Origin of the sequence: Delftia sp. UME58 (genome assembly GCF_014170385.1) — a bacterium.
In the GTDB taxonomy this organism is placed as follows: Bacteria; Pseudomonadota; Gammaproteobacteria; order Burkholderiales; family Burkholderiaceae_C; genus Comamonas; species Comamonas acidovorans.
On the sequence record NZ_LZZV01000098.1, the window covers coordinates 157964 to 175929 of the forward strand.

Genomic DNA, 17966 nt, shown 5'->3' on the forward strand with positions numbered 1-17966 from the left:
GACGCGGCCGGCACCAACGCCGCGGCCGCGCTCGCACCTTCACAAAGCACGCCTTCAGCGCTCCGGACGACCGGGCGTGATGGCCTCTCATTGCCTGCAAGGAAAGTCATGAAAAAACTCCCCGCTCCCCTGCTCGCCAGGATCTCCTGGCGCCTGCTGCCCTTTTTGCTGCTCATGTACATCATGGCCTTCCTGGACCGGGCCAACGTGGGCTTTGCCAAGGTGGCCTTCCAGGCCGATACCGGCATCAGCGATGCGGCCTTCGCCTTTGGCGCGGGCGTGTTCTTCGCAGGCTATGCGCTGCTGGAAGTGCCCAGCAACCTGATCATGCACCGCGTGGGCGCACGCATGTGGATGTGCCGGATCATGGTCACCTGGGGCCTGGTGTCGGCAGCCATGATGTTCGCCCACGACCAGACCACGTTCTACGTGCTGCGCTTTTTGCTGGGCGTGGCTGAGGCGGGGTTCTTCCCCGGCGTCATCCTGTACCTGACCTACTGGTTCCCGGCTGCGCACCGCGCGCAGGCCATGGGCTTTTTCTACTTCGGCGCGCCGCTGGCCTTCATCTTCGGCAGCCCGCTGTCGGGCCTGCTGCTGGAGCTGGACGGCATGGGTGGCTGGCACGGCTGGCAGTGGCTGTTCGCGGTGGAGGGGCTGATGGCGGTGGCCGTGGGCATCTGGGCGTATTTCCACCTGGACAACCGCCCCGCCGACGCCACCTGGCTCAGCCGCGAGGACAAGGCGCTGCTGCAGGACATTCTCGACAGCGAAGAGCGCGCCAAGGGCAGCCACGGCCACAGCCTGCTGGCCGCGCTGTGCCAGCCGCGCGTGCTCTACCTGGCGCTGATCTACCTGCTGATCCAGGCCAGCGTCTATGGCGTGGTGTTCTACCTGCCCAGCCAGGTGGCGGGCCTGCTGGGCACCAAGGTGGGCCTGCTGGTGGGCGTGGTCTCGGCCATTCCCTGGCTGTGCGCGCTGCTGGCCGCCTGGTGGATTCCGGGCCATGCCGAGCGAACAGGCCAGCCGCGCGGCATCGCCAGCCTGACGCTGGTGATGGCTGCCGTGGGCATGGCTGCATCGGTGAGTTTCTCCAGCCCCCTGCTGGGTGTGGCCGCGCTGTGCCTGGCGGCGGCCGGCTTCATCGCCGTGCAGCCCGTGTTCTGGACCTTTCCTGCCAACACGCTGGCCGGCGCTGCGGCCGCTGGCGGCATCGCCTTCATCAACTCCCTCGGCGCCGTGGGCGGCTTCATCGCCCCCATCGTCAAGAACTGGGCCGAGGGCTTTTTCCACTCCCCGGCGGCCGGCCTGTACCTGCTGGCCGGCACCACGCTGCTGGCTGCGGCCCTGGTGCTGGGCGTGCGCGCACGCCTGGCGCCGGCCTTGGCCGCACCGTCCGCCGCCTGAACCCCTTGCACACGGAGCAGAACCATCCCATGACACAGATCCCCACCATCAAGCAGGTGCGCGCCTTCACGCTCAAGGGCGGCGGCGCCGACTACCACGACCAGTCCGACGGCCACTGGATCGACGACCACATCGCCACGCCCATGGCCAAGTACCCCGAGTACCGGCAAAGCCGCCGCAGCTTCGGCATCAACGTGCTGGGCACGCTGGTGGTGGAGATCGAGGACAGCGCCGGACGCGTGGGCTTTGCCGTGACCACGGGCGGCGAGCCTGCGGCCTACATCGTCGAAAAGCACCTGGCGCGTTTCCTCGAAGGCGCCCGGGTGACCGACATCGAGCGCATCTGGGACCAGATGTATCTGTCCACGCTGTACTACGGCCGCAAGGGCATCGTCATCAACACCATCTCCGGCGTGGACCTGGCGCTGTGGGACCTGCTGGGCAAGGTGCGCGGCGAGCCCGTGCACCAGCTGCTGGGCGGCGCCGTGCGCGACGAGCTGCAGTTCTACGCCACGGGCGCGCGGCCCGACCTGGCGCAGAAGATGGGCTTCATCGGCGGCAAGATGCCGCTGCACCACGGCCCGGCCGAGGGCGAGGAAGGGCTGCGCCGCAACCTGCAGGAGCTGGCCACCATGCGCGAGCGCGTGGGCCCGGACTTCTGGCTCATGCTGGACTGCTGGATGAGCCTGGATGTGAACTACGCCACGCGCCTGGCCCAGGGTGCGCAGGCCCATGGCCTCAAGTGGATCGAGGAGGCCCTGCCGCCCGACGACTACTGGGGCTACGCGGCCCTGCGCAAGAACGTGCCCACCGGCATGCTGGTGACCACGGGCGAGCACGAGGCCACGCGCTGGGGCTTTCGCCAGCTGCTGGAGATGGGCTGCTGCGACATCATCCAGCCTGACGTGGGCTGGTGCGGCGGCATCACCGAGCTGCTCAAGATCTCGGCCCTGGCCGATGCCCACCAGGCCCTGGTCATTCCGCATGGCTCCAGCGTCTACAGCTATCACTTCGTGGCCACGCGCCACAACAGCCCGTTTGCCGAGTTCCTGATGATGGCCCCCAAGGCCGACGAGGTCGTGCCCATGTTCCATCCGCAACTGCTGGGGGAGCCCGTGCCCGTCAACGGCCGCATGCGCCTGTCGGCGCTGGACAGGCCTGGCTTCGGCGTGGAGCTCAATCCCGAGTGCGCCCTGCACCGCCCGTACACGCACTGAAGGAGCCCGCCATGCAACTGCCTGCCAACCCCTTCAAGGCCGCGCTGCGGCGCGCCGAGCCGCTGTACGGCATCTGGGCCGGCTTTGCCACGCCCTATGCGGCCGAGATCATCGCCACCACGGGCTACGACTGGATGCTGATCGACGGCGAGCATGCCCCCAACACCGTGCCCACGCTGCTGGCCCAGCTGCAGGCCGTGGCGCCCTACGCCACGCACCCGGTGGTGCGCGCCGTGCAGGGCGACACCGTGCTCATCAAGCAGCTGCTGGACGTGGGCGTGCAGACGCTGATGGTGCCCATGGTGGAGACGGCCGAACAGGCGCGCGAACTGGTGCGTGCCATGCGCTACCCGCCCCACGGCGTGCGCGGCGTGGGCGGCGGCCTGACGCGGGCCACGCGCTGGGATGCCGTGCCCGACTACATCCGCACGGCGCATGAACAGCTGTGCCTGATCGTGCAGATCGAGTCGCCCCGGGGCGTGGCCCATGCGGCCGAGATTGCGGCCGTCGAGGGTGTGGACGCCGTCTTCATCGGCCCGGCCGACCTGTCCACGGGCATGGGCCATGCGGGCGACGCCAGCCAGGGCGAGGTGCAGGAGGCCATACGCCGCACCGTCGAGGCCACGCTGGCTGCCGGCAAGGCCTGCGGCATCCTCGCGCCGCGCGAGGAAGATGCGCGCCGCTATGCGGACTGGGGCTGCCGCTTCATCGCCGTGGGCATCGACATCAGCCTGCTGCGCCAGGCCGCGCTGGCCAACCTGGGTCGCTATCGAGCCACGCAAGCCACGGACCAGGCGGCCCCTGCATCCCGCACCTACTGAACCCAAGGAGAACTCCATGGCATCCCCTACCGTGCTGCGCAATTTCATCGCCGGCAGCTTCACCGACAGCGCCGAACTGCATGAGGTGACCAACCCCGCCACGGGCGCGGTGCTGGCGCGCTCGCCCCTGTCCAGCCAGGCCGATGTGGACCGCGCCATCGCCGCTGCGCGCGGCGCCCACAAGGCCTGGGCGCGCCGCCCTGCCGTGGAGCGCGCGCAGTACCTGCGCCGCGTGGCGGTCCGCATCCGCGACAACGCCGCGCGCATTGCGCGCACCATCACCGAGGAGCAGGGCAAGGTCCTGGGCCTGGCCGAGGTCGAGGTGAACTTCACCGCCGACTATCTGGACTACATGGCCGAATGGGCGCGCCGCATCGAGGGCGAGGTCATCACCAGCGACCGGACCAACGAGCAGATCTTTTTGCTGCGCAAGCCGCTGGGCGTGGTCGCGGGCATCCTGCCCTGGAACTTTCCCTTCTTCCTGATCGCCCGCAAGATGGCGCCGGCCCTGCTCACGGGCAACACCATCGTCATCAAGCCCAGCGAGGAAACGCCCATCAACTGCCATGCCTTCACCGAGCTGCTGGCCCAGTGCGAGCTGCCGGCCGGCGTGTTCAACGTGGTCTATGGCCAGGGCGGCACGGGCGCTGCGCTGGCCGGCCATGCGGGCGTGGACATGGTCAGCTTCACGGGCAGCGTGGCCACGGGCGAGCGCATCGCCGCTGCCGCCGCGCCCCACATCACCAAGCTCAATCTGGAGCTGGGCGGCAAGGCCCCGGCCATCGTGCTGGCCGATGCCGACCTGGACCTGGCCGTGCGCGCCATCCGCGACTCGCGCATCATCAACACCGGCCAGGTCTGCAACTGCGCCGAACGCGTCTACGTGCAGCGCCAGGTGGCCGACGAGTTCACAGCCCGCATCGCCCAGGCCATGGCCGCCACGCGCTACGGCGACCCGATTGCGCGGCCCGACGTGGAAATGGGCCCGCTGATCAACCAAAAGGGCCTGGACAGCGTGCAGGCCAAGGTGCGCCAGGCCATCGCCGACGGCGCGCAACTGGTCACGGGCGGGCAGGCCGCAGACCTGGGCGCGGGCTTTCACTTCCAGCCCACGGTGCTGGCCGGCTGCCATGCCGGCATGGAGATCATGCGCAAGGAAATCTTCGGCCCCGTGCTGCCCATCCAGGTGGTGGAGGACCTGGACGAGGCCATCGCCCTGGCCAACGACTGCGAATACGGCCTGACCTCGTCGCTGTACACGCGCGACCTGTCCAAGGCCATGCAGGCCATGCGCGAGATCGACTTCGGCGAGACCTACATCAACCGCGAGAACTTCGAGGCCATGCAGGGCTTCCATGCAGGCGTGCGCAAGTCCGGCGTGGGCGGGGCTGATGGCAAGCACGGCCTGTACGAGTACACGCACACGCATGTGGTGTACCTGCAGGGGTGATTGACCTTCTGGACCTTGGCGTCAGGGCGCTGCCGGTTTCCTGCGGTTGCGCGGCGCCTTGGGCGGCGGGCTGCTGGCCTCCAGCTCCCGCGCCCGGGTGCGGATGCGGGCAAAGGCGCTGGCCATGGCCTGCAGCTCGGGCTCGGGCACGGCGTCCATGAGCTCGCGGTTGATGGCCTGCACCTGCGGGAACAGCTCGGCATGCAGGGCGCGGCCCGTGTCGCTCAGGCGCAGCAGCGCGCGGCGCGCATCGCCCACCTGGCTTTCTTTCCACAACAGCCCCTTGGCCAGCAGAGCCGTGACCGCGCGCGAGGTGCGCGTGCGGTCCAGCTGCGCCTGCTCGGCCAGCTGCGAGGGCTGCAGCTGCCCGGCCTCGGCCAGCAGGCAGACCATGCGCCACTCGCGCCGCGTGATGCCGTAGCCGCCCTCGCACAGGCGTACCACGCGGCTGCCGGCCGCCGCCTGCAGCCGCGCCAGGTGGTAGAGGAACATGTCGTCGAGCACGGCGGGGTGGCGCCAGCGGTGGAGGTCGGTCATGGACTCGCGGGCCGGTTTCGGGTTTACGCTAGGGATGATGGATTAGATGCATTGTCTGCGGCCTGCGTACATTGGCCGCAAGACAACGACAAGGAGACAAGTATGCCCAGCCCCCTCGCAGCCCTGGCACGTGCCGCCCTGAGTTTGGTCGCCGCCGGCCTGTGCGCGGCGCCCGCCCTGGCCCAGGAATGGCCCAAGGCCAGGCCCCTGCGCATCGTCGTGCCCAATCCGCCGGCCGGCCCCTCCGACATCTCTCTGCGCCCAGTGGCCGCCGCCATGCAGGCCGCGCTGGGCCAGGCCGTGGTCGTGGACAACAAGCCCGGCGCCAACGGCAACATCGGCGCGGCCGAGGTCGCACGCTCCGCCGCCGATGGCTACACCTGGCTGTGGGCCATGGACCCCGTGCTCACCGTCAACCCCCATGTCTACAAGAACATGGGCTACAAGGCCGATGCGCTGGAAACCCTGGTCGTGGCCGCGCGCTTCTCGCAGACCTTGGTCTGCGGGCCGGGTACGGGATTCAAGTCCGTCAAGGACATGGTGGCCGCCAGCAAGACGCGCGAGCTGACCTATGCCTCGGGCGGCGCGGGCTCGCCGGGCCACCTGGTCATGGAATCGCTGCTGGCCACCTCGGGCGCCAAGATGGTCCATGTGCCCTACAAGGGACCGGCGCCGGCCATGCAGGACCTGCTGGGCGGCCAGGTGGACTGCGGCTTTCTGGCCGGCCCCACGGTCTTCCCCCAGGTCCAGAGCGGCAAGCTGGTCGCCCTGGCCACCTCGGGCAAGACGCGCTCGGCGCTGGCGCCCGAGCTGCCCACCATTGCCGAGTCGGGCTTCCCCGAGTTCGACGGCACCTTCTGGATCCTGCTGGCCGCACCCAAGGGCGTGCCGCCGGCGGTGCAAAAGCGCTTTGTGGATGCCATGAACGAGGCCATCCGCGCGCCCGAGCAAAAGGAACGCGCCAAGGCCCTGGACATCGAGATGGTCGGCTCCACCGTGGCTGAGGCCCAGGCGCGCGCCAAGGGACAGTCCGCGCAGTGGGCCGCCCTGGTCAAGCGCATCCACCTGACCAATGACTGAATCAGCCCCGAAGGCATCGCCGTTTTGGCGATACTCCCTGTCCAACGCATCCACTGTCTCCTGGCTCCCATGGCAACCCAGCGCCCCAATCTGATCTTCATCCTGGCCGATGACCTCGGCTATGCCGACCTCGGCTGCACGGGTGCGCGCGACGCGCACAGCCGCGCCACCGACGTCTCGCCCCGCCTGGACGCCATGGCCGCGCAGGGCATGCGCTTCACGCGCGGCTATTCCAACTCGGCCGTGTGCTCGCCCACGCGCTTTGCCCTGGCCACGGGCCGCTGGCAGTACCGCCTGCGCGGCGCGGCCGAGGAGCCGATCGCCAGCGTCCACGGCGACAAGGTGCTGGGCCTGCCGCCCGACCATCCCACCGTGGCCTCGCTGCTGCGCGATGCCGGCTACGCCACCGCCCTGGTCGGCAAATGGCACCTGGGCTACCCGCCGCATTTCGGCCCGCGCATGTCGGGCTACGAGGAGTTCTACGGCTTCCATGCAGGCGGTGCCGACTACTTTGCCCACTGCGACCCGCGCGGCCGCCCCGATTTCTGGATCAACGAGGAGCCGCACGAGGAAGAGGGCTACCTCACCGACCTGCTGAGCCGCCGCGCCGTGGACTTTGTCGAGCGCCAGAGCGCCGACAAACCCTTCTACCTGTCCCTGCACTACAGCGCCCCCCACTGGCCCTGGCTCACGCGCGACGACCTGGAGGAGTCGCGGCGCATCGGCGGCTTCGGCAAGCACACCGACGGCGGCACCATCGAGACCTACCAGCGCATGATCCACCACATGGACGAAGGCATCGGCTGGGTGCTGGACGCGCTCGAGAAAAAGGGCATGGCCGAGAACACGCTCATCGTCTTCACCAGCGACAACGGCGGCGAACGCTTCTCCAACAACTGGCCCTTCATCGGTCAGAAGATGGACCTGCTCGAAGGCGGCATCCGCGTGCCCCTGGTGGCGCGCTGGCCTGGACGCATGCCGGCAGGCGCCGTCAGCGACACGCCCAACCTCACCATGGACTGGTCGGCCACCTTCCTGGCCGCCGCCGGCGTGGACGGCCACGCCGACTACCCGCTGGACGGCATCAGCCTGCTGCCCCTCATGGACGATGGCGCCTGGAACCCCGAGCGCGACCTGTGCTGGCGCATGAAGCACCGCGCCCAGCGCGCCCTGGTGCGCGGCGACTGGAAATACCTGCAGATCGAAGGCGTGGAATACCTTTTCAACGTGGCCCAGGACCCGCGCGAACGCGCCAACCTGCGTGACCGCGAGCCTCAGCGCCTGGCTGAACTGCGCGCGGCCTGGCAGCAATGGGATGCGTCATTGCCTCCCATCCCGGAAGAAGCCAAGGTGTCGCTGGTGTTCAGCCGGCAGGATCTGCCTTCGGCGACGTTTTGAGGTTTTGTGTGCCCGCCGTTTGCGGGCGAGAAAACAAGGCAGGCCTTGGGGCCTGCCTTGTTTTCTGATGCATCACATTCTCCTCCTGCAGGCTCAGTTGCTGCCGTCCCAGCAGATCCCGCATGGTCAACTGGTCCCCGCCTGCGGAGGAAAGATTCTTCTTGTGCCTCCGGGCCAGTTCCTTGTCCAGGGCCTCGAACTTGAACTCGCTGAGCAGTGCGACCCTCTCGGACTCTTCCAGAGTGGCATTGCCATCGGGAATCAGCGGGCACTGTGCGGCGCAGGTGGCAGTGGCTGCGGAGAGAGACAGGGTGGCGGGCAGGATGCCCGTCAAGGCTTGGGTGATCATGTCTCTCTTCGAAATCTAATGGTTCGATGTAATTCTCATTTAAATTGAGTATTGAAGTAATTTATGATTAATTGAGAATATTTTTCAAATCAAATGCGGTATGTATTTGCAGGAGAATAATTGTTATCAATGGGAGTAGATATGCCGTATAAAATATCATTTTCTCGTTGTTCTTGAAGAATATCTTGTACCCATGCTCATAAGTAAATGACAGGACCATTGCAATTTGAAATATATTGCCAATGATCTTGTATTTCTGGCTGCATAAATTGTAAGCAACAAACATTGATAAAGCCATGTAAAATATAATTGCAATCATTCTCATTTTTCGGCCTCTGAACCGTATTGAAGTGTTTGCGATCCTTGGAGAATTTCGGAAAGCAGATTCAAGTCTTTTGAAGACATGTCCCCACCACCGGATCGTAATGCCGATGCCGGTTGTGGTACAGCCCCATTTCCCTGTCATGGTGCTGCCCCGGCAGCCGGATCCCCTGGTGGATGCCCTGCGGGTTGTACTCCTGCAGCATATTGCGCCAGGGATCCAGCTTTGCGGCCCAGGCCACCTGACCGGTCTGGTTCGGCAGGGCATTGGCGTGCCAAGGTGTCCGCAGTGGTGGATGGCGATGCGCTATTGCTGTTATTTTCCTTTCCTCTGCAGCTGCACCTGCATATATTGCATGCATATGCGTGGCGCATTGGGGCTGCTAGCCACAGCAGGGCCAAGGTGTCGGCAGCTACCGTCCAGCGTGCGGTGCAGGCATATTTTGCTACTACTTGAATAGAATTATCATTGCGTGCTTATTTATATTTTGAATTCTTCGCGGGTTTTAAGTATTGTTAAATAATGCAAAATATAAGAAAAAGACACCAGAGGAGATATATGGAATAAGATAGGATGAAAAGAAAATAAAATAACCTCTATTATTCTTCTTTCTTAGTTCCTTTGAGCCCGCGCCAAATATATATAGCCCACAGAAAATATAAAACAGGAAACCAAATAACAAACTTACGCCATTCTCGAATAAATTAATAACCAGCATTAAATTCATCAGGATAGATGCAAGTCCGGCGTATATATCTGAATTTTTTTCAAAATGCACTAAAGATGATTTATGATCTATTTTCATGGATTTCTATCTTTTGCAAATGGACGCCCCGGAGTTCATCATACTTTGCGCAGCAGTCGTTCCTTGCAATACATCCAGAGCAGTGTTCTGCCGGGGAGTGAACAAACTTCTGACAGCTGTTTCCTTGATGGGTCCACATCCATACCCCAATGAGGTTGACGTCGGTGTGGCGCCAGTGGGCGTGTCTTCGATACGGATGGAGCTGTCGCAGGTGATAGAGGCTTTCTGCGGGTAGGGGTAGCGGAAGCGGTTGACACTCATTCAGAGTATGACGTTCACGCTGTGGCTGGTGCTGATTAATCAGATCAGGTAGAGCGAAGAAAGCCCTGTTTTTATCGTTGAGGTCGGGTGGGTCGGGCGATGATTATCATCGCTGCAAACCACATGCCCCATTGCTCTTGGTAGGCCAAACTTCAAGGCATCGTCAAAAATTGTTGCTTTGAAATATTGGATTCATATAAATCAATAAATTAAGATGCAAAGATTGGAAGGTCACGGATTTCTAGAGATCCATTGATTGCACGCTTTGCCTATTTTCCACCAAATATATCATTTGCATTAGTCGCGAAATGAACAACCAATCCGGCTGCCCCTATGATCCACCCAATTATTACCATAAATGCACCACCACGCGGCAACCATAAAAAAGCCAAAACCCCACCGACGATTGCCATTAAAAGTCCTATCATCATGAATAAAATTCCGTATTCATTGTTGTATATTTTTCTCACAATTAATTCCTTGCGCATATAGTTGAGAATGTGCGTGATTGGCCCGGATAATCCGAATCCACGGGCATGGCAGATATTGGAATGCCAGCATGAATTTAACCTGAAATCGACCACTATACTGGAATCGGCACCCATGCCAAATCCGAAAGGTGCCTGAAAGCCTCCACCCGCACCGACTGCCATATTGGCAGTGCTTGATAATCCCCCAGAAGGGATACCGGCGACTCTATCTGCCATCCCCAAGGGGCCATCCACATACTCCAACCCGAGCGGATCAGTTCCAATCATTGGGCTCTGGATAAACATACCAATTGCCACCCCCTCTGATACCAATAGTATCCTGATTCACATAACTCCCCCCATCGGATCGTAATGCCGATACCGGTTGCAATAAGTCGGCCCTGCAAATCCCCGGCAACCCGCATGAACACTGGTTTTTCGCTGGTTCGCATAGGCTGGCGATCCCCCGAGAATCGTTGTATCAGACGCTGATTTCCGGGAGTTCTGTTGATGCCCGAGCCTGCCGACACTGTCGATTTCTTTCGCCCACGCCTGGCCGAGATGATCGATCTGCGCCATCCGCTGGCGGTGCTGGCCAGCCGGCTGCCCTGGACACAGATCGAGGCGACCGAGGACACCGGGGGCAGCCCGAAGCAGGCGGTGGTGGAGCTGGGGTGCGGCCAATCCGGGCATCCAGATGATCGATCGGGGCAGGTTCAAGAGCCTGACCGATCAGCAGCGACGCTGGCTCAAGCGCAGGCAAGCCGAGCCTGCCATCGGGAAGGTCCGGTGCTGGCCCAAGGGGCAGACGGGCGATGCGCTGCAAGCGGTGCTGTGCGCAGCGCGCTTCAACTTCCGGTGCCTGCTGCGTGCCATGGCGCGCATGGGCCTCAAAGGCTTTACTTGCGCCTGATCGGGCTCCTGGCAGTGCTTGCGATGGCCCTCGAATCGGCAGCTGCGCGTCCCCAGATGCGCGCCGCCGGGATCACCAGCGCGGCAGATGGAATTTCGCAGGGCCGGCTATTCAGAAATTCATTGAACATGTTGCTGATAATAAATTTCCGCAAGGCAACTGTACGACTGCGATTCATACGGAGTGCGCATGGTCATCCTGGCATGCGTGGGTTGGTTCGCAAAAAGAACATCTTTCCCCTGCAAGCTTCTGGAGTAGAGGACTATTTCTTTTTGAGTCAGCAGCAGATGAATCTGGATATTTTCCAAATTCTCGGAAATTTCTCTTCTAACCAACTTGTCTTTGGCGTTGATATAAATAGTTCCGCTGCCTTTTAGAAGAATTTCCCCGAGTCTACACCAGCCAGACACTCTGGCTTTTCGGCTGAGCCCTCTTTGGCATGCGAAGCAGAAAGGCCCATCAATATGGAAAATACACAGAATATGTATTTCATCCTGTATTGCAAAAAATGTTCCCCATAACCAGTCAATTATCAGGAACGCAAAAACATCTAATGATTAATTGAGAACTTCAGATTGCACTGCCTCACATGTCTCATTTTTAAAATCAGATATGATTCCGTCAATCTTTAAAAAGAACCCACCATCCACCTCAATTGAGCAAGCCTTATCAGATTTACAGTTCGTCCAATCTTCCGAAAGTCGCAAAACCTCGTTCTTCATGTCGCAAATTAACAGACTTTCATCTGTCATGTGTTTTTTCATATTTGAGATCCCATGAATTCCATTGGCCGCCCTGATGGCAATATATTGATTATTCAAAGAGTTCATATACTCCATGGTGTACTGATTGTTTTTATAGATGCCAAGCCAATAACCTGCATAGATTGACAAAAACACCGTCACAAGTGCATATGCATATTTCTTCATACAAGCTTATTTCCCCAGATGACGACAACCTCAAGAGTGGCACTTGGCGTTTTTTTCCATGTGCCTTAAAAAAATCCAGAGCAACATTTCTGAATTGGGTGAAACCAGCACTTGTTCTACTCTGTCTTTACCCAAGCGGATCTCAATTTCTCAAAAGATTCATCGAGGACCCTTCTATTAATGCGCCAATCATTTTCGTAAGCTCCGTTGTTTATTCGATCATTCTACTTTTTGGCTTCTCGCCTCAATCTTTCAGCTACCGCTTGGTATTTAACAAAGTGCTCCAAAACAACAATATCATCTGAACTTGCCAAGATTCCCATCTCATTAAAATAGCAGGACATATTTGGATAAAGAATATATCCACATTCATGGGCGTCTATCATTTTTCTCTGCCCCATGGTCTGCTTGACAATCGATTCTTTCTCTTTATTTCTTCTCAAATCAAGAAGAGTTAAATCGCTTGGGTGATCTGCTGATTCCCGGGTACAAATAACCGTTGCAAAGCCCAAATCATCGTCGTAGTTCAAGTAACTCAGCTTACAAAAATCTGGGATATAGACTTTTCCGTCATTGATATCAACAATGGAGTGTTCATGAATATGACTGATCTTCAAATCACCTTCAGCTGATTCAGTACATCCAAAAATAAAAAATACCGTCAACAAAACCACATATCCAAAATGAAATGTGGTTTTTATTTTTCTATAATTAAAGTTTATCACTGCATTACACATCTATCAAAATCCTGGCACGAGGCGGCAGCAAAACGGGCTGGTCATGTGCAATGGCAGAACAATCTATAGAGACATCGCGCTTCTTTCAATGTTGGTGGGTTGCCGGCGACATTGACTGTTGCTAGCACCAGGGACGTGCCAGGTGGTCGCAGTGGTAGTGGTGGATGGCGCTGAGCATAGGATCGCTCCATCTGGCACATCAAATTGGTTTATTTCTTATTTCAAATATGACAAAAATCATGGACGAAATGATGCCGGCGAAAAAACCAAATATAAGATAATAAAAATCAAGAAGATCAATTTCTAGAGATAAATTGAAAAATAATTTCTTAATTGTGATGGCTGCAAGTGCCCCAATAGTTGCGGAGATACAGAAGTAGAAAAATATACCGTATTTGTTTTTTAAATGCACAAGAAATAATTGAAACAAAATATTAATAGGCAATGAAGTTAAAAAGACGAATAAGAAGAAATAAACATAAATCGATTCATAGTCTTTATCCGTCATTAATTTCGTAAAGAGAAATCCAATGACTACAGATGAAACGATGCTTGGCTGTATTAACTTAATCATTTGCAGCTTTTCGCATATTCGAAGAAATTTTTATCAACTTGGCCCCAAAGTGTGTCTGCAAGTGCACTGTTTATCCCATCCATAGGGCCAACACCTTCCCCGAACGTATGCACTGTCACCTCAGCTGCACTTTCCGAGACCCAACGGCGTACTATTCCTGGGTAGGGTAGGTGCGAATTTTCCGTAACGTTAACGACCATTGTACGACCTGAATTAACTACATTGCTCATTGAGCCAACAGGAATTGCGAAACTGCGCCGGCCGTTTTGTATGGGCTCCCCTTTTGCACCTGGAGCTGGATAACGCATTAGTCCTTCGGGTACGTTTTTAAGAGTGCGGCCACTTGTACTCTTTTTACAAGAATTCCTCGTGTTGTAACTGTGAAAGTCGTTGTTGCCTTCATCAAAAAGCATTACTTCGTTACTGTCTTCGCCTAGCAATCCACCGGATCGTAATACCGATGCAGGTTGTAATACAGCCCCGTTTCCCTGTCATGGTACTGCCCCGGCAGCCGGATCGCCCGGTGAATGCCTTGCGGGTAGTACTCCTGCAGCACCCTGCCCCAGGGGTCTAGCTTTGAAGACATGCCGGTGCCGCAGGGGATTGAGGTGGCAACGGCTGTGCAGCGGGTCCTGACTGCGCTGTTATCAGTGTTACTAGTCTCTCAGCCAAGTCCAAACCACAGTTGCCTCATCAAACGGGGCAAGACCCAAGATACCCATTTCATCACCAGCACGTTTAAATATGAACCTGTGCGGTGCCGCTGCCAGCATTTGAGCCTGGGGATGGCCAGCCGGTAGCCGCCCTTCCCAGATACCTGATTCGGGTGTTCTTGCTCCAGAACGGCAAGTCAATGATCTGCGCGCAGGTGTTTCAACGGGTACTGCACTGGCTTGCTCAGGTTGTGGAATCGGCGCCGCTTCGCGCCAGTCTCCAGAATGCACCAGGCTGAATGTACTCAGTCTGTTTTGTTGATCGAAGGTGGCCACGACGCCCCATGTCTGCCCTCCCTTTCCTTCGACGGGGAAACACAGCATGGGGTGCATATGCATCACTTCGTCGGAAGAAGGACTCAACAACTGCATCAAGCTCTCTGGTTCAATGTCTCTAGGCGTGGTGTTTTGAAACCAAGGGCCTTGCCAGGAATATGCATCCAAAGTAAAACTCTGCACCCCCCCCATTTCAAATCATCTTCAGCAGCTGATGGATTCAGACATTGCAGCGCAAGTGTCAATCCATTTGCTGCAGAACTGAAATGATAAATTCCTTCGTTCATTCGCTTGAAAATAGCGTCTGAAGAAGCATTTTCCAGCTCAGGCAAGAGGAGCAGCCATTCCAGGCGACTCTGGGTGCCAAGCTGCTCGGTGAGAGATATTGGTAAGTCAAGGATTCGGCTATTCATGAATTCGCTATTTATTTATGCATCATCAATGCAATGCATCCCAGAGGTAGATAATATTGCACTCAATCATTACCCGATCCATAACAATGAATTTATCCATTGGCAAAACAATTCAGAAATCAACAAGACCTTCATTGCATGCAAAAACACACTGTAGAGGCCTAAACTCTATCCATGGATGAAGTATTCAGGCTCAATAAATGTTTGGCTGGATACTATTATGCGCATTCGCGGGAGAGTATAGATGATCACGTGTTTTTTAGCTGAATTCTCCGTAACTTGATTAACCCAGTTTCACAATGGGTCTTATTTCCACCGGGGACGGTCGATGACATTCCAATGTTCAAGAAGCCGCCGCCTAATTCAACCGCTGGCAACCAGCACCAATATAATTAATCACCAATTCACCACTGCAGTTGATATCCAGTATATGCATCTCTTGGTGTCTATGTTTTTAATCCCCTGAAATCGGCCGCAACAAATCCCTGCTGCTTCATTGCATCGGTTAGTATATCCCGTTGTTAATATTTATCAATTTGTAGGCAGTGCTGGCAGAAGATAAGACATCATCCCATTCTGGTGTTCCGATGTAGAAATCATCCGTCATATTGGTTCCATATTTTTCAAAAACATAATTTATTGAAGCAACCAATTTGGCAATGGAATCAGCCTCTTCTTTATTTAAAATAATATCTCCTATTGAGTTTTCTGGCGCGTCGCCAAATCGGTGTCATTGAATATGAAATGAATTGAAGAATTAAGGCAGTCATACTCAATTCCTGACGGATGGATCTTATTGACCCAGGAATTAATTTGATATTCTCTATCCGAAAGAGAGCACAGATAATTCAATAAATCATCTCTCATGTTTGGATATTTCAATTAGGAGGGTTCCATTTTTTCTACTTTACATAGTCAGTCAATGGTATATGCGCTTTTTCAAAATTACTTTCGATTGATCCAGCTATCGGATTCCCATCCCGACCTATAACCTTTCCCCCGCTCCTGACTAGCACATGATCTACTTGCTGCACCGGTTGCGAGTTCATTGGATTTCCTTGATCCACTTTCACCCCATTGCCTTTATCATTTGGATCCTGCCAACGCTCCCCAACACCTTTCTTGTTAGGCTTGCTATCGCCCCATGATTTTGGGATTCTATCTCTTACATTTTCTGGAACACTCCACTTGGAGCGACGCATCACTACAATCCCTGAGCGAGGGATATGACGAGATGTTGTGGCTGGCAATTGTTGCGCCTTGCCAAGGCCGACTGCGCCAGTTCGCGCCCCACCTCCACTCATCGCCATAGCCCCAACGGCCGCCTGATTGAACACGCGATACGAAGTCACTTCCTGCGGCGTGAGCAACCCTTCGGACACGCCCCGAGTCAAAACCGCCATGAACAGACTCTGCCTGTTCAGGAACTCCGCTCCTTGTAGGGGCTCGCCTCCTGCATCCATGCGCGACAGCTTTTCCAACTGTCCCGTGATTTCTTCTTTACTCACATGCCCTTTGGGCTTTTGAAGCAGCGCGGCAACTTCATCTCCAGCAACCCTGATCCTTGCCGAGGTGCCAGGCACGTACCGCGTATAGACCCGCGCGTTGGTCACATTCGGGGTCAGGCTCACTGCGGTTGTCTCGTGCGGGCTGGCTGTGGGCTTGCCTGAGTTGGGATTCAGGGTTGGTGATGCCAAAACCTGTTCGGAGGGCTTTTCTTTGTCCATGTCCGCCCCTCACCGCTTGCAGTTCATGAACACCCGGTCCAGATGCCGCGAGACGGGACGCCCTTCCGCAAACACCGTGGGGCTGCCTTCCTTCACCCAGACATGTCCCGCGCCTTCGGAAACACTGGAGCTCACGCCGCTGCCAGCATCGCCCTCCACGCCTTGAACGATGCTGTCCAGCATCAGTATCGGCTCCCCCCTGGCAAAGACTGTCTTGGCGTAGAGAGCCAGTTCGTGGTCGAGCGTACGGCTGATGTCGAAGGGGATGACGTCGTCTCCCACTTCGCACCAGTCGGGCTCGCTGTTGATGGCAACCCATTGGGACTCGCGATTGGCTATGTGTTTGTCAGCCATGGATGCCCTTTTATTTGCGCGGGGCCGCTTTGGCCGTGCACTCAGGTGCCAGCCTTTGAGCATGCTCCACTGCCAATGCCGCTCGCCATGCAGAAACATGGTTTGCTTGCGGGTTGCGCTATGGCTCTTGATGGTGACTTCTGCTGCCCAGCTACTGGCCCCAGCTGATACGGGCCGTGCCGCTCCGCTGATCAGGAAGTCGGTGGCGATCTTGTGCAGCAGCACGTCGCCCGCGCGGGTAGTTGTAGAGGCTGAATGTGTAGCCCGTGGCCAGCGCCCGGTGGCAGGAATGGCCCCGCACCCGGCTTTGGCCCGTGAGGCTTTCCTTCAGGCGCACGCGGATGTAGTCCTCGCCGTCGCTCAGCTGGGTGTAGCCGCCCGGCCATTCGTAGATTTCGTGGCCGTCATGGGCGTGGCCCGGTGGGTCGCGCCGCAGGTGGGTGAGGTCGGCCCGGGGTTTCTTGAAGTCGTAGTCGTCGCTGTAATGGCGGCCCGGTTTGATTTCCTGCTCCAGCTGCCAGGCGTGGATGTTTTCCTGATCGCCTGCGGCGGCTTTTTCCGGGGGATAAAAGGGAATGGAGGCGCCCCCGGGCAATACGCTGTGCGAAGCAATGATGTCGTCGCACAGCACCAGGGTGTGCTGGCCCGAGGCATGCTCGAAGAAGTAGTAAATGCCTTCGTGCTCCATCAATCGCGAGACAAAGTCGCAATCGCTTTCGTTGTATTGAACGCAGTAATCCCAGCTGCGATACGCACGCGTGAGTTTCTTTTGCAGGGGATGGCCATAGACGCCCAATACCTGCTCGATGATGTCGGGCACGGTCTGGTTCTGGAAGATGCGAAAGTCGCTCTTGCGCGTGGCCAGCCACAGCCAGGGGCTCAGGCGCGCCTTGTAGGCGTAGTGGCGGTGGTCCTGGCCCTGCATGCCAAAGCGGGTGACGATGCCGTCGATGAAGCGCCTGCCGCCGCCCTGGGTTTCTATTTCTATGGTGGCGTTTTTGCCCAATAGGGCCTTGGGATCGATGCTTTCGCTTTCGCTGAGCATTTCCACATCGAGGCTGAAGAGCTGGCTGATGTTTTCCTGGCCGCGCAATTCACGGAAATGCAGCTGCTCGCCCAATGGCGTGTGTATGGTGACTCGGCGTGTCATAGTGCGCGCAGCCCTGGGGGCGGCCTCCCTGCTCTTGGTGAGCGGGGATCATGGACAAGCCGATGG

The 17966-nt window shown here is 57.8% G+C and carries 15 protein-coding genes and 5 pseudogenes; 7 read left to right on the forward strand and 13 right to left on the reverse strand.

All coding sequences use genetic code 11. The features are described from left to right. Window positions 1–108 precede the first annotated feature (108 nt). From A9976_RS25250 to aldA, 4 genes are read left to right on the forward strand one after another with little or no spacing between them, the layout of a single operon-like run. A complete protein-coding gene (locus tag A9976_RS25250) occupies window positions 109–1404 on the forward strand; it encodes an MFS transporter (RefSeq protein ID WP_013800166.1) in 1296 nt (431 codons plus the stop codon). Between the two features lie 29 nt (window positions 1405–1433). Continuing rightward, complete coding sequence (gene rhmD, locus A9976_RS25255) at window positions 1434–2621, forward strand: L-rhamnonate dehydratase (protein WP_016452099.1); 1188 nt, start codon at window positions 1434–1436, stop codon at window positions 2619–2621. An 11-nt stretch (window positions 2622–2632) separates the two neighbouring features. Next, window positions 2633–3442 carry an HpcH/HpaI aldolase/citrate lyase family protein gene (locus A9976_RS25260; protein WP_183021268.1) on the forward strand — a complete coding sequence of 270 codons (810 nt, stop codon included), beginning with the start codon at window positions 2633–2635 and terminating at the stop codon, window positions 3440–3442. A 16-nt stretch (window positions 3443–3458) separates the two neighbouring features. Then, window positions 3459–4892, forward strand: a complete 1434-nt coding sequence (gene aldA, locus A9976_RS25265; protein WP_183021269.1) for an aldehyde dehydrogenase — start codon at window positions 3459–3461, stop codon at window positions 4890–4892. Window positions 4893–4913: 21 nt separating this feature from the next. On the opposite strand, the gene A9976_RS25270 is transcribed toward aldA, so the two are convergent. After that, entirely contained in the window at window positions 4914–5429 is a 516-nt protein-coding gene (locus A9976_RS25270; protein ID WP_183021270.1) for a MarR family winged helix-turn-helix transcriptional regulator, read from the reverse strand. Between the two features lie 102 nt (window positions 5430–5531). Here A9976_RS25270 and A9976_RS25275 point away from each other — a divergent pair, with 102 nt between their 5' ends. Continuing rightward, a complete protein-coding gene (locus A9976_RS25275; RefSeq protein WP_183021271.1) occupies window positions 5532–6509 on the forward strand; it encodes a tripartite tricarboxylate transporter substrate binding protein in 978 nt (325 codons plus the stop codon). Between the two features lie 69 nt (window positions 6510–6578). Next, window positions 6579–7907, forward strand: coding sequence for a sulfatase (locus A9976_RS25280; RefSeq protein ID WP_183021272.1), 1329 nt, complete (start codon window positions 6579–6581; stop codon window positions 7905–7907). Here A9976_RS25280 and A9976_RS25285 read toward each other — a convergent pair. The 3 genes and pseudogenes from A9976_RS25285 to A9976_RS25290 form a co-directional block, all read right to left on the reverse strand. Continuing rightward, window positions 7873–8256 carry a hypothetical protein gene (locus A9976_RS25285; protein WP_232245694.1) on the reverse strand — a complete coding sequence of 128 codons (384 nt, stop codon included), beginning with the start codon at window positions 8254–8256 and terminating at the stop codon, window positions 7873–7875. The genes A9976_RS25280 and A9976_RS25285 overlap by 35 nt on opposite strands. A 404-nt stretch (window positions 8257–8660) precedes the next feature. Further along, a pseudogene (locus A9976_RS31485) lies at window positions 8661–8884 on the reverse strand (RHS domain-containing protein); the annotation flags it as partial. Window positions 8885–9913: 1029 nt separating this feature from the next. Then, a complete protein-coding gene (locus A9976_RS25290) occupies window positions 9914–10420 on the reverse strand; it encodes a hypothetical protein (RefSeq protein ID WP_183021273.1) in 507 nt (168 codons plus the stop codon). Between the two features lie 285 nt (window positions 10421–10705). Here A9976_RS25290 and A9976_RS25295 point away from each other — a divergent pair. Next, a pseudogene (locus tag A9976_RS25295) lies at window positions 10706–11047 on the forward strand (IS5/IS1182 family transposase); the annotation flags it as partial. 537 nt (window positions 11048–11584) lie between these two features. Here the strand turns inward: A9976_RS25295 and A9976_RS25300 are convergent. From A9976_RS25300 to A9976_RS25330, 9 genes and pseudogenes are all read right to left on the reverse strand, one after another. After that, the gene (locus tag A9976_RS25300; RefSeq protein WP_183021274.1) at window positions 11585–11956 is read right to left on the reverse strand and encodes a hypothetical protein; all 372 of its coding nucleotides are present in this window, start codon (window positions 11954–11956) and stop codon (window positions 11585–11587) included. 224 nt (window positions 11957–12180) lie between these two features. Beyond that, the gene (locus A9976_RS25305) at window positions 12181–12693 is read right to left on the reverse strand and encodes a hypothetical protein (protein WP_183021275.1); all 513 of its coding nucleotides are present in this window, start codon (window positions 12691–12693) and stop codon (window positions 12181–12183) included. A 1016-nt stretch (window positions 12694–13709) separates the two neighbouring features. Next, window positions 13710–13850 (reverse strand): annotated as a pseudogene (locus tag A9976_RS25310) (RHS repeat-associated core domain-containing protein); the annotation flags it as partial. A gap of 73 nt (window positions 13851–13923) precedes the next feature. Next, entirely contained in the window at window positions 13924–14352 is a 429-nt protein-coding gene (locus A9976_RS31490; protein ID WP_259649305.1) for a hypothetical protein, read from the reverse strand. Continuing rightward, on the reverse strand, window positions 14352–14669 hold the full coding sequence (locus A9976_RS31495) for a hypothetical protein (RefSeq protein WP_259649306.1): 318 nt from the start codon (window positions 14667–14669) through the stop codon (window positions 14352–14354). Before A9976_RS31495 ends, A9976_RS31490 begins: the two co-directional genes overlap by 1 nt. A gap of 505 nt (window positions 14670–15174) precedes the next feature. Further along, window positions 15175–15551 (reverse strand): annotated as a pseudogene (locus A9976_RS31930) (SCO4402 family protein). A 20-nt stretch (window positions 15552–15571) separates the two neighbouring features. After that, window positions 15572–16396 (reverse strand): hypothetical protein, encoded by an 825-nt coding sequence (locus A9976_RS31215; RefSeq protein ID WP_220808853.1) that lies wholly within the window; start codon window positions 16394–16396, stop codon window positions 15572–15574. A gap of 9 nt (window positions 16397–16405) precedes the next feature. Beyond that, on the reverse strand, window positions 16406–16975 hold the full coding sequence (locus tag A9976_RS31500) for a PAAR-like domain-containing protein (protein WP_310889411.1): 570 nt from the start codon (window positions 16973–16975) through the stop codon (window positions 16406–16408). 4 nt (window positions 16976–16979) lie between these two features. Next, window positions 16980–17900 (reverse strand): annotated as a pseudogene (locus tag A9976_RS25330) (type VI secretion system Vgr family protein); the annotation flags it as partial. Between the last annotated feature and the right edge of the window lie 66 nt (window positions 17901–17966).

Bases quoted from the DNA above. Each gene is read 5' to 3' on its own strand.
- A9976_RS25290 (WP_183021273.1), bottom strand. From the start codon at position 10,420: ATGTTTATCCAGAGCCCAATGATTGGAACTGATCCGCTCGGGTTGGAG.
- A9976_RS31215 (WP_220808853.1), bottom strand. From the start codon at position 16,396: ATGGACAAAGAAAAGCCCTCCGAACAGGTTTTGGCATCACCAACCCTG.
- rhmD (WP_016452099.1), top strand. From the start codon at position 1,434: ATGACACAGATCCCCACCATCAAGCAGGTGCGCGCCTTCACGCTCAAG.
- A9976_RS31495 (WP_259649306.1), bottom strand. From the start codon at position 14,669: ATGAATAGCCGAATCCTTGACTTACCAATATCTCTCACCGAGCAGCTT.
- A9976_RS25275 (WP_183021271.1), top strand. From the start codon at position 5,532: ATGCCCAGCCCCCTCGCAGCCCTGGCACGTGCCGCCCTGAGTTTGGTC.
- A9976_RS25285 (WP_232245694.1), bottom strand. From the start codon at position 8,256: ATGATCACCCAAGCCTTGACGGGCATCCTGCCCGCCACCCTGTCTCTC.
- A9976_RS25250 (WP_013800166.1), top strand. From the start codon at position 109: ATGAAAAAACTCCCCGCTCCCCTGCTCGCCAGGATCTCCTGGCGCCTG.
- A9976_RS25270 (WP_183021270.1), bottom strand. From the start codon at position 5,429: ATGACCGACCTCCACCGCTGGCGCCACCCCGCCGTGCTCGACGACATG.
- A9976_RS31490 (WP_259649305.1), bottom strand. From the start codon at position 14,352: ATGCAGTTGTTGAGTCCTTCTTCCGACGAAGTGATGCATATGCACCCC.
- A9976_RS25260 (WP_183021268.1), top strand. From the start codon at position 2,633: ATGCAACTGCCTGCCAACCCCTTCAAGGCCGCGCTGCGGCGCGCCGAG.
- aldA (WP_183021269.1), top strand. From the start codon at position 3,459: ATGGCATCCCCTACCGTGCTGCGCAATTTCATCGCCGGCAGCTTCACC.
- A9976_RS25305 (WP_183021275.1), bottom strand. From the start codon at position 12,693: ATGTGTAATGCAGTGATAAACTTTAATTATAGAAAAATAAAAACCACA.
- A9976_RS25280 (WP_183021272.1), top strand. From the start codon at position 6,579: ATGGCAACCCAGCGCCCCAATCTGATCTTCATCCTGGCCGATGACCTC.
- A9976_RS25300 (WP_183021274.1), bottom strand. From the start codon at position 11,956: ATGAAGAAATATGCATATGCACTTGTGACGGTGTTTTTGTCAATCTAT.